16 protein-coding genes are annotated in these 15,931 nt (G+C 66.2%); 8 read left to right on the forward strand and 8 right to left on the reverse strand.

What is annotated here, in order from left to right:
* Positions 1-3: 3 nt before the first annotated feature.
* Positions 4-981, reverse strand: a complete 978-nt coding sequence (locus ASC68_RS01375) for an aldo/keto reductase (RefSeq protein WP_248310470.1) — start codon at positions 979-981, stop codon at positions 4-6.
* 2 nt (positions 982-983) lie between these two features.
* Positions 984-1,133 carry a DUF1127 domain-containing protein gene (locus ASC68_RS28900; protein WP_162247897.1) on the reverse strand — a complete coding sequence of 50 codons (150 nt, stop codon included), beginning with the start codon at positions 1,131-1,133 and terminating at the stop codon, positions 984-986.
* A 205-nt stretch (positions 1,134-1,338) separates the two neighbouring features.
* On the opposite strand from ASC68_RS28900, the gene ASC68_RS01380 reads away from it, so the two are divergent.
* The 6 genes from ASC68_RS01380 to ASC68_RS01405 all read left to right on the forward strand — a co-directional run bounded on the left by ASC68_RS01380 (position 1,339) and on the right by ASC68_RS01405 (position 7,183).
* Complete coding sequence (locus tag ASC68_RS01380; RefSeq protein ID WP_055873626.1) at positions 1,339-2,226, forward strand: LysR family transcriptional regulator; 888 nt, start codon at positions 1,339-1,341, stop codon at positions 2,224-2,226.
* 63 nt (positions 2,227-2,289) lie between these two features.
* Positions 2,290-2,823: a hypothetical protein gene (locus ASC68_RS01385; RefSeq protein WP_055873629.1), complete on the forward strand. Its 534-nt coding sequence runs from the start codon at positions 2,290-2,292 to the stop codon at positions 2,821-2,823.
* 370 nt (positions 2,824-3,193) lie between these two features.
* The gene (locus tag ASC68_RS01390; RefSeq protein WP_055873632.1) at positions 3,194-4,363 is read left to right on the forward strand and encodes an MFS transporter; all 1,170 of its coding nucleotides are present in this window, start codon (positions 3,194-3,196) and stop codon (positions 4,361-4,363) included.
* Between the two features lie 8 nt (positions 4,364-4,371).
* Entirely contained in the window at positions 4,372-5,547 is a 1,176-nt protein-coding gene (locus tag ASC68_RS01395) for an MFS transporter (protein ID WP_055875892.1), read from the forward strand.
* The gene (locus ASC68_RS01400; protein ID WP_055873635.1) at positions 5,540-6,001 is read left to right on the forward strand and encodes an MmcB family DNA repair protein; all 462 of its coding nucleotides are present in this window, start codon (positions 5,540-5,542) and stop codon (positions 5,999-6,001) included. Before ASC68_RS01395 ends, ASC68_RS01400 begins: the two co-directional genes overlap by 8 nt.
* A 45-nt stretch (positions 6,002-6,046) precedes the next feature.
* Positions 6,047-7,183, forward strand: coding sequence for an MFS transporter (locus ASC68_RS01405; protein ID WP_055873638.1), 1,137 nt, complete (start codon positions 6,047-6,049; stop codon positions 7,181-7,183).
* 52 nt (positions 7,184-7,235) lie between these two features.
* On the opposite strand, the gene ASC68_RS01410 is transcribed toward ASC68_RS01405, so the two are convergent.
* From ASC68_RS01410 to ASC68_RS01420, 3 genes are all read right to left on the reverse strand, one after another.
* Positions 7,236-8,906, reverse strand: coding sequence for an MBL fold metallo-hydrolase (locus ASC68_RS01410; RefSeq protein ID WP_082527816.1), 1,671 nt, complete (start codon positions 8,904-8,906; stop codon positions 7,236-7,238).
* A gap of 42 nt (positions 8,907-8,948) precedes the next feature.
* Positions 8,949-9,500, reverse strand: coding sequence for an ActR/PrrA/RegA family redox response regulator transcription factor (locus tag ASC68_RS01415; RefSeq protein WP_055873645.1), 552 nt, complete (start codon positions 9,498-9,500; stop codon positions 8,949-8,951).
* A 104-nt stretch (positions 9,501-9,604) separates the two neighbouring features.
* Entirely contained in the window at positions 9,605-10,903 is a 1,299-nt protein-coding gene (locus ASC68_RS01420; RefSeq protein ID WP_055873648.1) for an ActS/PrrB/RegB family redox-sensitive histidine kinase, read from the reverse strand.
* A gap of 144 nt (positions 10,904-11,047) precedes the next feature.
* On the opposite strand from ASC68_RS01420, the gene ASC68_RS01425 reads away from it, so the two are divergent.
* Complete coding sequence (locus ASC68_RS01425; RefSeq protein ID WP_055873652.1) at positions 11,048-11,497, forward strand: DUF2852 domain-containing protein; 450 nt, start codon at positions 11,048-11,050, stop codon at positions 11,495-11,497.
* 141 nt (positions 11,498-11,638) lie between these two features.
* Entirely contained in the window at positions 11,639-12,394 is a 756-nt protein-coding gene (locus ASC68_RS01430; RefSeq protein ID WP_156387212.1) for a SprT family zinc-dependent metalloprotease, read from the forward strand.
* 68 nt (positions 12,395-12,462) lie between these two features.
* On the opposite strand, the gene ASC68_RS01435 is transcribed toward ASC68_RS01430, so the two are convergent.
* The 3 genes from ASC68_RS01435 to ASC68_RS01445 all read right to left on the reverse strand — a co-directional run bounded on the left by ASC68_RS01435 (position 12,463) and on the right by ASC68_RS01445 (position 15,892).
* On the reverse strand, positions 12,463-13,635 hold the full coding sequence (locus tag ASC68_RS01435) for an IS481 family transposase (RefSeq protein ID WP_055873657.1): 1,173 nt from the start codon (positions 13,633-13,635) through the stop codon (positions 12,463-12,465).
* Between the two features lie 204 nt (positions 13,636-13,839).
* Entirely contained in the window at positions 13,840-15,246 is a 1,407-nt protein-coding gene (gene lpdA, locus ASC68_RS01440) for a dihydrolipoyl dehydrogenase (RefSeq protein WP_055873660.1), read from the reverse strand.
* Between the two features lie 142 nt (positions 15,247-15,388).
* On the reverse strand, positions 15,389-15,892 hold the full coding sequence (locus ASC68_RS01445) for a hypothetical protein (RefSeq protein ID WP_055873664.1): 504 nt from the start codon (positions 15,890-15,892) through the stop codon (positions 15,389-15,391).
* Positions 15,893-15,931: the final 39 nt, after the last annotated feature.

Genomic DNA, 15,931 nt, shown 5'->3' on the forward strand with positions numbered 1-15,931 from the left:
CTCTCAGGCAAGTTCACGCGCCAGCAGCGCGTCGATTTCGGCCATCGCGGCCATGGGAAGCGGGCCCTTGTCGAGTGCGCCCAGATTATCGCGGATCTGCGCCTCGGTTTTGAAGCCGGGGATCGGGATGGTCTGCGGCGAGCGGGCCAGCACCCAGCCGAGCGCGCCCTGCGCCACACTCCTCCCGCCGCTGGTCAGCACGTCGCGGATGGCGTCGAGCTTTTTGAGCGACTCCGCCGAGGGACGCCCATCCTTGAAGTCACGCACCCAGCTGTGGCCGGCGCCGCGCACGTCGTCGGTCGAGACCTGCGACTCCCGCGTGAACTTGCCGGTCAAGAACCCCATGGCGAGGGGCGAGCGGATCAGGTTGGGCAGACGGTAGCGATCGCAGAGCGCCACCATTTCAGGCCCGTCGCGGAACACATCGAGGCCCTGCTGCACGGCCTTGAAGTGCGGGTAATGCAGCACGCGGGACACCGCCGCGGCATCGTCGGTGCTCCAGCCCCAGGCGGCGATGTCGCCCGCGTCGGCGCGGCGCTCGAGCGCCGGCGCCAGCCGGTCCATGGCGTCGGCAGAGGCGTCGCCGACATGCAGCTGGTAGAGGTCGATACGACCGCGTCTGAGCCGCTTGAACGAGGCGGTCAGTGCCTCGTCCATATAGGCGGGCGTGACATTGGTGCCCGTCAGTTCGCGCTTCGTCCTGTCGTAAGTGAAGCCGAACTTGGTGGCGATCACCACGTCGGCGCGGTTGCCGAAGGCCTCGCCCAGCACCTCCTCGCTATGGCCGGTGCCATAGGCATCGGCAGTATCGAACAGGCGGGCGCCGAGTTCATGGGCAAGGGCCAACGCCTTGAGCGACTGCGCATCGTCGATCTCACCCCAGCCATCCTGCCGGCCGTCCATCTTGAACGGCCCGCCGATGGCCCAGCAGCCGATACCGACGCGGGGAACCTCCTGCCCGTCCCACAGGCGTAGCGTCACGCTCATTTCTCACCTGTGCGGGCGCTGTGGGTGATGCATTGGCGCTCGATGCCGAGATCAGCCAACAGGTGATCGTCGAGCTGCTTCAGCCGCTGGATGTCGCGGCGGAGGCGCGACCATTCGGTGAGGCGTCGGGTCAGGGTTCTGAACATTTTCGGTCTCCTTTCAACAACGCAAAGCGACATCGGCTCCGCTCCAGCTAAGAAGCGGACATTCCCTGCGATGGCGCTGTGCTTGATGGAGCGGCGCGGCGGCCAAGTCGTTGACCAGAAAGCGTGCTCCGAACGACCCATACTTGCCCACTCGAGGCTTGAAGCGATACAAGCAAGTCCGCAACGTGCTTTGCAGGAATGAAAGATGAGCGTCGGCGACACCATCTCCTGGGATGACCTGCGGCTGTTCCTCGACGTGGCGCGGCTTGGCGGCCTCAGCGCCGCGACCAGCACCACGGGGCTCAGCGCCGCGACGCTGGGCCGACGGGTCACGGCACTCGAACAGCAGATCGGCGAGCCGTTGTTCATCCGGCGGCAGACCGGCTACCAGCTCACTCCGGCCGGGGAAGAACTGCTGGCCCGAGCCGAGGATGTCGAGGCGGCGATGCGGGCGCTGACCCGCTGGCGCGACGGCTCGGTGGGCGAGCAGATCGTCCGCATCTCGGCCGGCACCTGGACCTCGGCCTTCCTCGCCCGGCACATCGGCGAGCTCTGGCACGTCGACGACAATATCCGGATCGAGTTCGCCACCGCTTATGCCAAGCTCGATATCGGCCGGCGGGCCGCCGATATCGGGGTGCGCTCGGAGCGGCCGCTCGACCCCAACCTCGCCGGCCGGCAGATCGGCCGGGTGGCGCATGCGCTCTATTCCGGCCTCAACCTGATCAACGGCATTGCGGCCGGATTGTTCGTCGGGGTGACCGGCGAGGCCGCCAATGTCGCCTCGGCCCGCTGGCTGATGGCACATCACGGCGATCGCATTAGCGTGCGCGGCAACGATGTGCAGAGCGTGCGCGAACTGGTGGCGGCCGGCGCCGGGCTCGGGGTGTTTCCCTGCTTTGCCGGCGACAGCGACGCCCGGCTGGTGCGGGTGGCGATGCCGATCACCGAACTCGAAACCGAGCAATGGCTGGTGACGCACCATGAGGACCGCCACCGCCCGGAGGTCCGGCTGGTCGCGGACCGCATCGCCACCTTGATGCGCGAGCACGGGCCGCTGTTCCGCGGCGAGCGCCGCCGGCCGCCCTCTTAACCTCGTCGCAAGCGCTCCCCGGCGATACTGCAGCCGGGAATGCAATCGTCTGGAGTGCCTTGAATGCGGGCCTGCGCCTATGTGGTCGGCCGCCCGGATGGTCCGGGGGCAGCGCTGACGGATCTGGCGCGCGGGTTGGGCTTCCCGATCGTCCAGAATTATGCCGGCATCGCCAGCGCCGAAACCCAGGCGCAGCAGACGCCGCTGCTGTTCTTCCTGTTCGCCGCCGTCGACGAGGTGAGCGGGCTCAAAACCGTCGCCGATGCGATCCGCTTCTCGCCCAGCCGGCGCATCCGCTTCTCGCCAATGGTCTACTTCTCCGAGAGCCCCCTGGTCGAAGCGATCAAGACCTGCGTCGAGATGGGGTTCGACGACGTGCTGACGCTGCCGTTCACCCAGCAGCGCGTGGCGAGCCGGCTGGAGCGACTGGTCGACCACACCCAGGTCTACTTCGAGACCGCCACCTATCTCGGCCCCGATCGCGGCGCGCAGCAGACGCATGGCCGCTCCGGCATGCAATATCGCCGCCTGGAGATCATCCGCTCGCCGGCACGCGGGGTGAGCGTGATGCGCGACGAGATGCAGGTGGCGGTGTAGTCGCTGGAAAATCCCACGGCCACCGGCGTCATTCCCGCGAAGGCGGGAACCTAGTGGGATGTCAATCATCGCACTACGTCCCGTCCGTGTTTGACACCCGGCAGCGCCCGAAACTCGGTGTCATCCCAGCGAAAGCTGGGACCCAACTCACAGCCCGCGCAAGTGGATGGATGGGTCCCAGCTTTCGCTGGGATGACAGCCGGTGGGTGGGCACGATCGTAACTTATCGCCTTTGCGCCTGCGGGGGATGACGCCGGCGAGTTGGCTGCGTATCCAGCCCCACCAATGCTCCCCATAACAAACCCCGCCTTGCCCCTTTGAACCGATTTTACTAGGGTCGCGGCGTTTCCTACCCGCGAGTTCCCCCAAGATGAGATTCGGTATCGAGTTGCCGCCGCAGCAGCGGGTGTATGGCGGCTTCTTCATCTATTCGTTCTGCATGGGGAGCCTGCCGCCGCGCCTGCCTGATATCCAGCACGCCATGGGGATCGAGGAAGGGGCGCTCGGCCTCGGGCTGATCGGGGCGGCATTGGGCACGCTGATCTCGCTGAGCTTTGCCGGGGCGCTGCTCGACCGCTTCGGCTATCGCCGCGCCATCCTGACGCTGATCCCGTTGCTGGCGCTGGGCTATGCGCTCGCCTCGTTCGCCACCGGGCCGCTGGCCTTCTTCCTCCTCCTCGTGCCGGTCGGCCTGGTCATCGGCGGCATCGAGATCATCCTCAACCTCGAGGCGGATCGGACCGAGCACATGATCGGGCGCCGCATCATGAACCGCTCGCATGCCTTCTGGAGTTTTGGCTTCTTTTCGGCCGGCATCGTCAGCGCCGGGATCGCGCAGACCGGGCTCAGCGTGCAGCTGCATCTCTTACTGATGATCCCCGTCGTCATCCTCGGGGTGGCGCTGCTGCTCGGCCGCTTCACCCCTGCGCCGCACCGCACCGGCGCCTCGACCGAGGAAGCGCCGCGCTTTGCCGCGCCGACCCTTGCCATAATGGTGCTGGTGGCGGTGACGCTCTCGGCCATGATCATGGAAGGCGCCGGCATCGACTGGTCGGCGATTTACATGCGGGACGAGTTCCAGGTGTCGCCGTTCCTTGCCGGGTTCGCGGTGGCGCTCGGCGCCTTCACCCAGGCGGTGACGCGGTTCTTCGCCGATCCGTTCGTCGAGCGCTACAGCCCGACGCTGGTGTCGCGCGTGCTGCTCAGCGTGCTCGGGGTCGGCGCGGTGATCGTGTTCTTCTCGCCCGTCGACTGGCTGTCGCTGGTCGGCTTCGGGCTGATGGGGGTGGGCACCTCGGTGATCTTCCCGCTCGCCATGTCGGCGGCGGCGCAGCGCACCGATCGCCCGGCGGCGACCAATGTGGCCTCCTTGGCGCAGATTTCGTTCGTTGCCTTCCTCCTCGGGCCGCCGCTTCTGGGTTATGTTGCCGAACATTTCGGCATCCGCTGGTCGTTCGGTATCGGCATCCCGCTGGTTATTTTGAGCCTGGTTTTCGCCGGGGCGCTGGGCGCCAAGCCGATCCGGCATGAGGTTGATTGATGTTTAGTCTGAAGCCGCATCAGCGGGTCTATGGCATTTTCTTCATCTTCGCGCTGTCGATGGGGGCGCTGTTAAGCCGCCTGCCGGACCTGCAGCGCTCGCTCAACCTCACCGAAAGCCAGCTCGGCCTGACGCTGATCGCCATGTCGATCGGCGCCTTGTTCGGCCTCACCTTCTCGAGCCCCTTGATCGAGAAGTACGGCGCCCGCACCACGGCGTTCGTCACGGTGTTCGGCGCTTCAATCATGTACGCGATCGTGCCGTGGATCCCCTCGGCGATCCTCTTACTGCCGGTGTTCTTCATCGCCGGATTGTTCGCCGGGGCGCTCGAGATCAACGTCAACCTCGAGACCGACCGGCACGAGGCCCAACTCGGCACCCGGATCATGAGCCGGGCGCACGGCATGTGGAGCCTCGGCTTCTTCGTCACTGCGTTCATCGCGGCCGGCGTGCGGCAGGCCGGCATCTCGGTGCACATGCACACCTTCGTCGCCCTGGTGGTGGTAGTGATCGCCGGCACCTTCGTCTTCTCCAAGATCGAGAACGCTCCAGCGCGCGCCGACAGCCACGAGGGCAAGATGCCGCTCGTCGCTTTCCCCACCATCGGGCTGTTGCCGCTCTGCCTGATCGGCGCCGCGCCGCTCCTCGTCGAAGGCGCCGGCATCGACTGGTCGGCGATCTATATGCGCGACGTGTTCGACGTGGCGCCGTTCATCGGCGGGCTGTCGATCACCATCTTCTCGCTGTTCATGGCGCTGGCCCGGCTGTTCATGGACCCGGTGGTGGAGCGCTACAGCCCGCGCGTCGTCGCCGGCGCGCTGCTCGGCATCGCCGCGCTGGGGTTGATCATCGTCGGCTTTGCACCGCACCCCTATGTGGCTTTGTTCGGCTTCATGCTGATGGGGCTCGGCTGTTCGTCGGTCTATCCGCTGGCCGTCTCGGCAGCGGCACAGCGCACCGATCGGCCGGCTTCGGTCAATGTCGCCTCGCTCGGGCAGATGACGTTCGTCGTGTTCTTCCTCGGGCCGCCGCTGCTCGGCTTCGTCGCCCAGAGCTATGGCATTCGCATGTCGTATTTCGTCTGCGTGCCGCTGATCATCGCGGCGCTGCTGGTGATCCGGGCGCTGTCGGCCAAGCCGACTCCGCTCATCACCGAGCCGGAGCCCGCCACGCCCCATGGCTGAGCTGCCGCCGATCGTCGATCTCCGGCAATCGCCGACGGCGCTACGGGTGCAACGCGGGGTGATGCGGTTCCTGCGCAACGCCCATGATTTCTGCTGCTACGCCGAAGTGCCGCTCAGCAATGGCCGGCGCGCCGACGTGCTGGCGGTGGGGCCGAAGGGCGAGATCTGGATCGTCGAGATCAAGTCCTCGCTGGTCGACTTCCAGGTCGACCGCAAGTGGCCGAACTACAAGGAATTCTGCGACCGTTTCTTTTTCGCCAAGCCGCCCGAGCTCGACCCCGACATCTTCCCCCAAAGCGAGGGGCTGATGGTCGGCGACGGACACGATGCGGCGATCCTCCGGATGGCGGAGGAGACGCTGCTGCCGCCGGCGCGACGCAAGGCCATGCTGCTGAAACTCACCCGCCTCGGCGCCGATCGCATCCATGTGCTGATGGATCCCAATGACCTCTAGGCGGGCCGAACGCAGCCATCCTGCCATCGCGAGTACCCGCCTCAAGTGAAGCTCCCGCCGCCGATCGTCATCGTGTTCTTCCTCCATGCGCTGGCGCAGGGCGGCATGTTCAGCCGGATCCCCGACATGCAGCTGGCGCTCGGGCTGAACGAGGCGCAGCTCGGCATCGCGCTGCTTGGCCAGCCGGCCGGCGCCATCGTCTCGTTCCTGTTTGCCAGCCAGATGGTCGAGCGGTTCGGCACCCGAGTGATCATCCTTACGACGATTCCGCTCCTCGGGCTGGTGCTGGTCGGCATCGCTTTGGCGCCGAGCCTCGTCGTCATGTGGTTCGGTTTCGCGGTGTTCGGCGTGGTCTTTGCGCTCAGCAACGTCTCGATCAATGTCGAGGCGGACCGGGTGGAAGCCGCGTCGGGCCGGCGGCTGATGAACACCTGCCACGGCATCTGGAGCATCGGGCTACTTACGGCCTCGCTGATCGGCACGGCAATGCGCGGCGCCAATATCGCGCCGCCGCTGCACTTCGCCTTGGTGCTCGTACCGGTGCTGGTTGGGATGGCGCTGTTCGCCTGGCCGATGCAGGCGGCAACGGCGCGTCCGCACAACGCCACGGCCAAGGGCTTCCGCATCACCCTGCCGACGTCGATGACGCTGCTGCTGCTCGGTTATGCCATTGGCGCCTCGCTGCTCGAAGGGGGCCTCCGCAACTGGTCGGTGATCTTCATGCGCGACAGTTTCGTCGCCCCCGACTGGGTCGATACGCTGACGCTGCCGGCCTTCATGACAGCGCAGTCGGTCGGCCGGCTGCTGGCCGACCGCGCCGTGCACCGCTGGGGCCCGGTGGCGCTGGCGCGCGGGCTGACGGTGGTGGCCCTGGTCGGGCTGCTGCTGGTGGTGTTTTCGCCCCACCTGATCGTGGCGCTCTGCGGCTTCACGCTGATCGGCTTCGGGGTCTGCGTGTCGTTCCCGCTCTCGGCCTCGGCGGCGGCGCGGCTCGGCGATCGGCCGGCCTCGGAGAATGTCGCGGCGCTGACCATGAGCCAGCAATTGCTGCTGCTCGGCGCCCCGGCGCTGCTCGGCTGGATCGCCGAGGTGGCGTCGATCCGCATCACCTTCGCCGTGCTGCTACCGCCGCTGCTGCTGGCGTTCTACCTGGCGCGGTATCTGGCGCCGCGGAAGGGGTGAGCCCCTTCTAGCCTGACAACCCGCTCGGGCGTTGCGAGTGGAACGCTGCCGCCTACTCGCCGCTCGGCTCGCCGTGCAGCACCGGGGCGCTGCCGGCCTGCGTCTTCATCGGCAGCGGCGGGGTCACCGGGCCGGTGCCGGCCAGCGTCGCTTTCAGCGAGTCCATCACCGCGACGCGCCAGGCATCGTTGGGCGCATCCTGAAGCTGGTGGCTCAGATCGATGATGAAGCTGGCATAGGCATTGTGCCAGTCGGCCGTAACCTGCGTCATGTCGATGCGTCGCTCGACCGGTTTCTCCACCCCGCCAATACCCTCGGCCCTCAGCTCGAAGGCATCATCGAGCAGCGGCATCAGCACCTGATCGCCGGCGAGGCCATCATCGTGCATCAGCGCGGCGCGCAGGGCCTTGCGCTCCTCGTCCTCGCCATGGGTCAGGAACACCGCGCCATGTGCCGGCAGGCGCCTGGTGACCCAGGCGACGAGCTCGGAGTGGTCGGCATGCGCCGAGTAGTTGCCAAGCGAGCGCACGTGCGCTCGCACCGGCACCAGCTCGGAATGGATACGCACTTCCCTGGCGCCTGACTGGATGATCTGGCCGAGCGTGCCCGGCGCCTGGTAGCCGACGAACAGCACGGTGGCATTGGCGCGCGGCAGGTTGTTCCTCAGATGGTGCTTGATGCGGCCGGCATCGGCCATGCCGGAGGCCGACATGATGATGGCGCCGCCGCGAATAGAGTTGATCGCCTTGCTCTCATCGACGCTCTCGACGATGCGGAAGCGGGAATCGTTGAACAGCTCGTCGGCGCTCAGCTCGACGTCATCGAACATCGAAGCGTATTTGCGATAGACGCCGGTGACTTTGGAGGCGAGCGGGCTATCGAGGAAGACGAGGCTGGGGCTGATCTCACCGGTCTTGATCAGATAGCCGATGTCATGCAGCAGCTCCTGGCTGCGCTCGACGGCGAAGGTCGGGATCACCAGGTTGCCGCCGCGGGCGAGCGCGGCGTTGATCTCGGTCTTCAGCGCTTCCTGGCGCTGCTTGAGGGTATAGTCCTCGCGCTCGCGGCCGCCATAGGTCGATTCCGACAGGATGTAGTCGTAGCCGGCCGGCGCATCGGGCGCCTCCCAGAACACTTTTACGTCCGGGCCGAGATCGCCGGAGAACAGGATGCGGATGGGCTTGCCGTTGCTGTCCTCGACCTCGACTTCGATCGAAGCCGAGCCGAGGATGTGGCCGGCGTTCCAGTAGCGGGCGCGCACGCCGGGGCCGGGGTTAATCCATTCCTCGTATTTGAGGCCCTTGGTGAGCTTCAGCGCTTCGTTGGCGTCTTCCATGACATAGAGCGGCTGGAACGGCTCCTCGGCGCGGCGGCTGCGCTTCTTGGTCTCGCGGTCGGCCTCGCTCTCCTGGATGCCGGCGGCATCGGGGAGCAGGTATTCGAGCAGCCCGTTGGTCGGCTCGGTGGCCCAGATGGGCTTGCGATAGCCCAGATGGGTCAGCCGCGGCAGCAGGCCGGCATGGTCGATGTGCGCATGCGTCAAGAGCAGGAAATCGATCGCCTTGGGATCGAACGGGAACGGCTTGTAGTTGAGATCGCGGACGGTCTTGTTGCCCTGGAACATGCCGCAATCGACGAGGAACTGCCCCTTGGGGTGCACCACGCGATAGCACGAGCCGGTCACGGTGCCCGACGCCCCGTGAAAGTGTAGCGTGACGGTCATCATGGCCTCCCGGGCGGACTATCTGATCTCAGTGTGACAGGCTTATTTCGGCGCGCGCTTGGCGAGAATGCGCTGCAGCGTGCGGCGATGCATGTTGAGCCGGCGCGCCGTCTCCGAGACATTGCGGTCGCAGAGCTCATAGACCCGCTGGATGTGCTCCCAGCGCACCCGGTCGGCCGACATCGGGTTTTCCGGCGGCTCGGGTGGCTTGTTGCCGGTGGCGAGCAGCGCGTTGATCACGTCCTCGGCGTCGGCCGGCTTACTCAGGTAATCCACCGCGCCGAGCTTCACCGCGGTCACCGCGGTGGCGATATTGCCGTAGCCGGTGAGGACCACCGCACGGGCATCGCCGCGCTTCTGATGCAGCGCCGCGACCACGTCGAGGCCGTTGCCATCCTCGAGCCGCAGGTCGACCACGGCATAAGCGGGGGGCGCTTCGGAGACGGCGGCGAGGCCGCCGGCCACGGTGTCGGCAATGCGGACATCGAAGCCGCGTTTCTGCATGGCCCGCTCGAGGCGGGTCAGGAAGGTCTTGTCGTCATCGACCAGAAGCAGGGTACGGTCGGCCGCAAGGAGTTCATCGACTGTGCTCATCGCCGCCTCATGTAGGGTCTTTTGGGCAAAAGGTCAAAATATGGGCAGGGTGGAACGACGTTCGCCCACCCACAGACGGTGTGGGGTGCAGACCAAGTGGTACCTCACACCTGCTCGATGGCGGCCCGCGGCCAGATCAAACGCACCCGGGCATGGCCATCGGCCGCCTCGTTCTCGAAGCTGAGCTTGGCGCCGGTGCGCTCCAGCAGGGTTTTGGAGATGAAGATGCCAAGCCCCAGCCCGCCCGGCTCGCCATCGTCGGCGTTGCGCGGCCTGGTGGTGAGATAGGGTTCGCCCAGCCGGGTGATGAGATCGGTGGGAAAGCCCGGACCATCGTCGGTGATCGTGACGGTCAGCGCCTGCTTATCCCAGCTGGCCTCGACCAGCACGGCGCGCTGGGCAAACTGCGCGGCGTTGTCGATGAGATTGCCGAGGCCGTAGAGCAGCCCGGCATTGCGGCGGATCACCGGCTCGCTGCCGTTGCCTGCGCCGGTCCGCACCGAGATCACCTTGCCGCCGCCTTCGAGGGGCTTGACCACCTCGGCGAGCAGCGCTGAAACCGGCACGGCGGCGAACGGGTCGCCCGGCGTATCGCGCAGGCTCCTCAGTTTACCGAGGATTTCGCGGCAGCGCGCCGCCTGCGACATGATCAGCTCGATATCCTCGCGCACCGGCCCTTCCGGCACCTCATCGCGAATCTCGCGTGCCGCCAGCGCAATGGTCGAAAGGGGGGTGCCGAGCTCATGCGCCGCTGCTGCCGCGAGGCCATCGAGCGCGCTCAGCTGCTCATGCCGCGACAGCGCCAGTTCGGTGGCGGCCAGCGCATCGGCGAGCTGGCGCGCCTCGTGCGCCACCCGGTTGGTATAGGCAGCGATGAAAATCGTGCCGCAAAGGATCGAGACCCAGATGCCGATGACATAGACGCGGTCGAAGACGATGCGGGCATCGGGGTCCCATGGCAGGTCCATATGATAGACCGAGAGCAGCGAGGCGAGCGCGATGGCGAGCGTTGCGAGGATCACCGTCGAGCGCTGCGGCAGGGTCGTCGCCGACACCGAGACCGGCGCCAGGACCAGCAGCGAGAACGGGTTCTGCAACCCGCCGGTCAGCGCCAGCAGCGCCGCCAGCTGGCAGAGATCGAAACTCAGGTGCACCGTCGCGACCCTGGCGGTGGTGCGATAGCCCTCGCCGAGCCGGAAGATCACCCACAGGTTGAGCAGCACCGACAGGCCGATGAGCATCAGGCACTCGGTCAAGGGCAGCGGAAAGTTGAGCCCGAACTGCACGAACAGCACACCGACGGTCTGCCCGACGATCGCCAGCCAGCGCAGCCCGACCAGCGTCGCCAGCCTGAGGGGCCGCCAATTGCCCGGCAGGATTGCCGAGGTGTCCGCCAATGCCATGGAATCATCCTTTCCGGGCACGTGATTTCGGCCCGCATGGGAAGTCTAGCATGGCATTTCAAGGGCAAAAAAGCGTGAGCGAAACGCTTGACCCCCAGTCTGGTGGGACCACATCGGAGCTGTTCGTGACTGGGAGAAAGTCCAATGCACACTGCGATTATCAAACCGCAATGGGGCCCGCTGACCATCGCTTTGATGGTCCTGGGCTTCGTCCTCTGGTGGCCGATCGGCCTCGCCATTCTCGCCTACATCCTCTGGGGCGAAATGTTCGGCGGCTCGGCGGAAAAGGCTCAGGGGTTCGTCAACCGATCCCGCAGCTGGGCCGAAAACTGCGGTCCCCGCGGCAACGGGTTCCGTCACCACGGCTTCCGCAACTCGAGCGGCAATGCCGCCTTCGACGACTACCGCGCCGAGCAGCTCAAGCGCCTCGAAGAGGAACGCCGCCGGCTCGATGAAGAGATCAACGCCTTCCATGAGTACATGCGCAACCTCCGCATGGCCAAGGATCGCGAAGAGTTCGACCGCTTCATGCGCGACAAGAATGGCAGCCGCCCGAACTATGGCGGCGACCAGAATAACGGGACCAACGTCTGACTTCGATGTGGACGTGACCGACCCCCGCAAGGCTGTCGCAAGCCTTGCCGGTCACACTCCGGTTCCTATGACCTCCTCCTGACGACTGCGCCCCTTTCGAGGGGCGTTTTTTTGTCGTCAGCGTTTCACCTCGAATCGGTGATGATCAGCCGTATGAACTTCCTGTTCCCCGCCAAGGCGCCGAAAGTGCCGGCCGCGACCAGCCTTGTCATCGACGGCGAGCCGGTCGAGATCACGGTGAAGGTGAGCCCGCGGGCCAAGAGCTACCGGCTGACCGTGCCGCATCACGGCAACCCGGTGCTGACCCTGCCGCGAACCGGCCGCTGGCCGGAGGCCGAAGGCTTCCTCAACCGGCATCGCGGCTGGCTGGCGGCGCGGCTGAAGCGCAGCGCCCCGCGCACCGCCTTCGCCGATGGCGAAGTGCTGCCGCTGCGCGGCGTGCCGCATCGCATCCATGCGACGGGCCGGCTGCGCGGCCGGGTCGAGGTGTCGGAGATCGATGGCGAACTGTCGCTGCTGGTGCCCGGTGAAGCCGCGCATATCCCGCGCCGGCTAACCGAGTGGCTGAAGGCCGAGGCGCAGCGCGACCTCGCCGAACGTTCGGACATCCATGCGGCGACGCTGGGCGTCGAAGTGAAATCGGTATCGATGCGCAGCCAGGCGACCCGCTGGGGCTCGTGCTCGTCGTCGGGGCGGCTCAACTACAACTGGCGGCTGATCCTCGCCCCGCCCTTCGTGCTGGACTATGTGGCGGCGCACGAAGTGGCGCACCTCGTCCACATGAACCACTCGCCGAACTTCTGGAAGGCGGTCGAGAGAGCCCTGCCCGACATGACCAGAGGCAAGGCCTGGCTCAAGGCGCATGGCAAGGTGCTGATGGGGTATGGGTTGGAGTAGGGGTGGGACACACGCCCGCAAGCCCGGTGGCTGTGGACCCCCACCATTGATCCCTCCCCGCAAGGTGTTCAGTCCGGAGAGATAGCTGACACCTGTTCGGAGACATGACTGACAGTTTCGGTCTGGGTCAAGTTGATGTCGGCGACGTGGTGGCTGGCGAAGCAGACGTGGTAGTGGCCGTCGGCGTCGGCCGGCCTGACCGCCAGTTGTTCACCGCAGAAGGCTTTAGGCACCTTCCAGCGGCGGCCCTTGAAGGCGATGTAGGGTTTGGTTGGGGGGACGTGGCGGACGATTTCGCCCGCCTCGTAGCTGGGTTCGGCCAGCTTTGTGGGCAGCGGCCTGAGGCTGGGGCGGTAACGATCTGCCGGGACCTTCTGGTCAAGGGCTTCGTGCGGTCGCTCGAAGTTGTAGACCTCGCGCCAACGGTCGAAGGCGTTCTGCGCCTGACCGAGGTCACCGATCCGGTTGAGGGCGAAGACCTCGGTGGCGAGAGTGCGATGGAAGCGCTCGTTCTTGCCGCGGCTCTGCGGATGATAAGGTCGGCTGTGGATCAGGCCGATGCCGAGCTTGAGCAGCCAGACCTCGAACCTGGTCCAGCGCTCCCCGGACGAATCTCCCCAAGGCGGACCGTTATCGACGAAGAAGGCATCGGGCAGGCCATAGAGGCGGAAGGTGGTCTCGAGCCGCTGGCGAACGGTGGCGCCGGTCTGGTTGCCGCAGGCGGACAGGCACACGGCGAAGCGAGCATGATCGTCGATCACCGTCAGCGGATGGCAGCGGGTGCCATCGCCCAGTTCGACCCAGCCCTTGAAGTCCATCTGCCACAGCAGGTTCGGCGCCTCCTTCTCGAAGCGCAATCGAGCTGGGGCTCCTCCTAGCCGATCCCGGACGCGACCGTGGCGGCGCAGGATCTCGTGGATCGTTGACACTGCCGGCGGAGTCATCCCCTGCCGTTCCAGCAGCCGCCCGATCTTCCTCGCCCCCCAGACCGGATGCGCATCTCGAACCTGGAGCACTGCCGCCTCAAGCCCATCACCGATCCGGGATGGGCCCGCATGCGGGCGTCGCGACCGATCCACCAACTCGGTGTCGCCCGCGCCCCACCGCGCCAGCCACTTGCAACCAACGTCCGCACTGATCCCGAACCGTCGACACAACTCCCGCCGGTTCGCACCTTCCTGCAAAGCCAGCCTGACGAACTCCCGACGCTCCTGCATCGCTGACACCTCCAGCCACGGCATCGATCGCCCTCCAAAATGGAACGACCAAGCCTGCCCAAACCTGTCAGCTATGTCTCCGAACACCTGTAAGCGATGTATCCGGACTGAACAGCAGGGGGGAGGGAGACCCTTACACCGACATCGCAGTTCTTCGTCTCCCTCCCCCTTGCGGGGAGGGGACAGGGGTGGGGGGCAGCCCGCACCGGCGTGACGAATTAACCTCGATCAAATATGAATCGCGCCGTCGCCGCACATCAGGGCGGCTTCCTTCACCGCTTCCGACAGGGTCGGATGCGCGTGGGTGGTGCGGCCGAGGTCTTCGGCGGAGCCGGAGAATTCCATCAGGACGACGATCTCGTGGATCATCTCGCCGGCGTTCTTGGCGATGATCTGGGCGCCGAGCACCCGGTCGGTGGCGACATCGGCGAGGATCTTCACATAGCCCTGCGTCGCTAGCATCGCCTTGGCGCGGCCATTGGCGGTGAAGGGGAACTTGCCGGCCTTGTACTCGATGCCGGCCGCCTTCAGCTCGTCCTCGGACTTGCCGACCCAGGCGACTTCCGGGCTGGTGTACATCACCGAGGGAATGGTGCCGTAGTTCACGTGCGGCTGCTGGCCGGCAATGATCTCGGCCACCGCGTGCCCCTCATCCATCGCCTTATGCGCCAGCATGGCGCCGGCCACCACATCGCCGATGGCATAGATGCCCGGCACGTTGGTCTTGAACTGCGCATCGGTGCGGACGCGGCCGCGCTCATCGAGCGCCACGCCGGCGCCCTCGAGCCCGAGCCCTTCGGTGAAGGGCTTGCGGCCCACCGCCACCAGCACTGCGTCGGCTTCGGCGAAGCTCGCCTCGCCACCGCCTGCCGGCTCGAGCCGGGCGCGGACCGAACCGTCACCCTGCTTCTCGATCGCCGTCACCTTGGTCGAGAGCTTGAACTCCATGCCCTGCTTCTGGAGGTTCCGCTGGGTCTGGCGTGCCGCCTCGCTGTCGAGGCCGGGGAGGATCCGGTCGAGGAACTCGACCACCTGCACCTTGGAACCAAGCCGGCCCCAGACCGAGCCGAGCTCCAGCCCGATGATGCCGCCGCCGATCACCAGCAGGCGCTTGGGCACTTCCTGGAACGCCAGCGCGCCGGTCGAGGACACCACCTTGTTCTCGTCGATCTCGATGCCCGGCAGGCTGATCGGCACCGAGCCGGTGGCGATCAGGATGTTCTTGGTTTCGATGGTGGTGGGCGCGCCGCTTTCCGGCGTCACCAGCACCTTGCCCTCGGCCGGGATCGAGCCGGTGCCGCGGAAGGTGGTGATCTTGTTCTTCTTGAACAGGAACTCGATGCCCGAGACGTTGGCGGTGACGGTGTCGTCCTTGTGCGCCAGCATCTGCTTGAGGTTCAGTTGCGGCGTCACGTCGATGCCGAACTGGCGGAACTGGTGGCCGGCTTCCTCGAACAGCTCCGAAGCATGCAGCAGCGCTTTACTTGGAATGCAGCCGATGTTGAGGCAGGTACCGCCGAAGGTCGGCCACTTCTCGACCACCGCGACCTTCATGCCGAGCTGGGCCGCCCGGATTGCCGCGACGTATCCACCCGGGCCGGAGCCGATTACGGTGAGGTCGAAAGTGTCCGCCATGATGTCTCCGAGAGGCTCAAACGGCGCCTGAGGAGTGGCGCCCGCGCTGCCGATATAGGACTGCCAAACGGGTTAAACTACCCGCCGTTAGGAGGGAACCCCTGTCGCGAGAGAGCCATGCGAAATGCGCATGATTCCGACGCTACTTGGCGCAGGCGGCGAGGGTGAAGGTATCGAGCACATTGCGCTCGTCTGCGAAGGCGTCCTGCCTGAGCAGTGAGTACCAGACGTTGACGGCGAACTGCGGCAAGAGCACCTGGCGCGGCGCCATTTGCGCCGCGAGCCCGATCTCGGCGTCATGCGGATATTCCTCGATACCGTCGCCGCCGAGCGCGTAGACCACACCTTCCCAGAAGCCGCATTGCTCGCCGTCGGCACCGGTGCAGTCGAGCCCTACCACGCCATTCGGCTGGCCGAAGCCGTTGGGCAGGTAGATGGCGCCGTCGAACTTCGCCGTAACGCCGTCGATGGCGATGCTGAAGGCGGCGATCTGGTTGACCGCCGCGTCCTCCGGCAGCGCCGTGAAGCGCAGGCTGACGTCGCCTCCGGGCTGCTCGTAAATGGCGTGGGTGATCGGACACTCGATGGCGAGCGCCGGTGCGGCAGAGAAAGCTACGACGAGTACCGCGGAAAGTCGTTTCAGCATTCGCTGCCCCCATTGCTCGACCTGAGACGCCCGCGGCGT

The organism is Devosia sp. Root105, from assembly GCF_001424865.1.
Classification (GTDB): Bacteria; Pseudomonadota; Alphaproteobacteria; order Rhizobiales; family Devosiaceae; genus Devosia_A.

Bases quoted from the DNA above. Each gene is read 5' to 3' on its own strand.
- ASC68_RS01385 (WP_055873629.1), top strand. From the start codon at position 2,290: ATGCGGGCCTGCGCCTATGTGGTCGGCCGCCCGGATGGTCCGGGGGCA.
- ASC68_RS01435 (WP_055873657.1), bottom strand. From the start codon at position 13,635: ATGCCGTGGCTGGAGGTGTCAGCGATGCAGGAGCGTCGGGAGTTCGTC.
- ASC68_RS28900 (WP_162247897.1), bottom strand. From the start codon at position 1,133: ATGTTCAGAACCCTGACCCGACGCCTCACCGAATGGTCGCGCCTCCGC.
- ASC68_RS01390 (WP_055873632.1), top strand. From the start codon at position 3,194: ATGAGATTCGGTATCGAGTTGCCGCCGCAGCAGCGGGTGTATGGCGGC.
- lpdA (WP_055873660.1), bottom strand. From the start codon at position 15,246: ATGGCGGACACTTTCGACCTCACCGTAATCGGCTCCGGCCCGGGTGGA.
- ASC68_RS01400 (WP_055873635.1), top strand. From the start codon at position 5,540: ATGGCTGAGCTGCCGCCGATCGTCGATCTCCGGCAATCGCCGACGGCG.
- ASC68_RS01445 (WP_055873664.1), bottom strand. From the start codon at position 15,892: ATGCTGAAACGACTTTCCGCGGTACTCGTCGTAGCTTTCTCTGCCGCA.
- ASC68_RS01410 (WP_082527816.1), bottom strand. From the start codon at position 8,906: ATGACCGTCACGCTACACTTTCACGGGGCGTCGGGCACCGTGACCGGC.
- ASC68_RS01380 (WP_055873626.1), top strand. From the start codon at position 1,339: ATGAGCGTCGGCGACACCATCTCCTGGGATGACCTGCGGCTGTTCCTC.
- ASC68_RS01430 (WP_156387212.1), top strand. From the start codon at position 11,639: ATGATCAGCCGTATGAACTTCCTGTTCCCCGCCAAGGCGCCGAAAGTG.
- ASC68_RS01415 (WP_055873645.1), bottom strand. From the start codon at position 9,500: ATGAGCACAGTCGATGAACTCCTTGCGGCCGACCGTACCCTGCTTCTG.
- ASC68_RS01425 (WP_055873652.1), top strand. From the start codon at position 11,048: ATGCACACTGCGATTATCAAACCGCAATGGGGCCCGCTGACCATCGCT.
- ASC68_RS01420 (WP_055873648.1), bottom strand. From the start codon at position 10,903: ATGGCATTGGCGGACACCTCGGCAATCCTGCCGGGCAATTGGCGGCCC.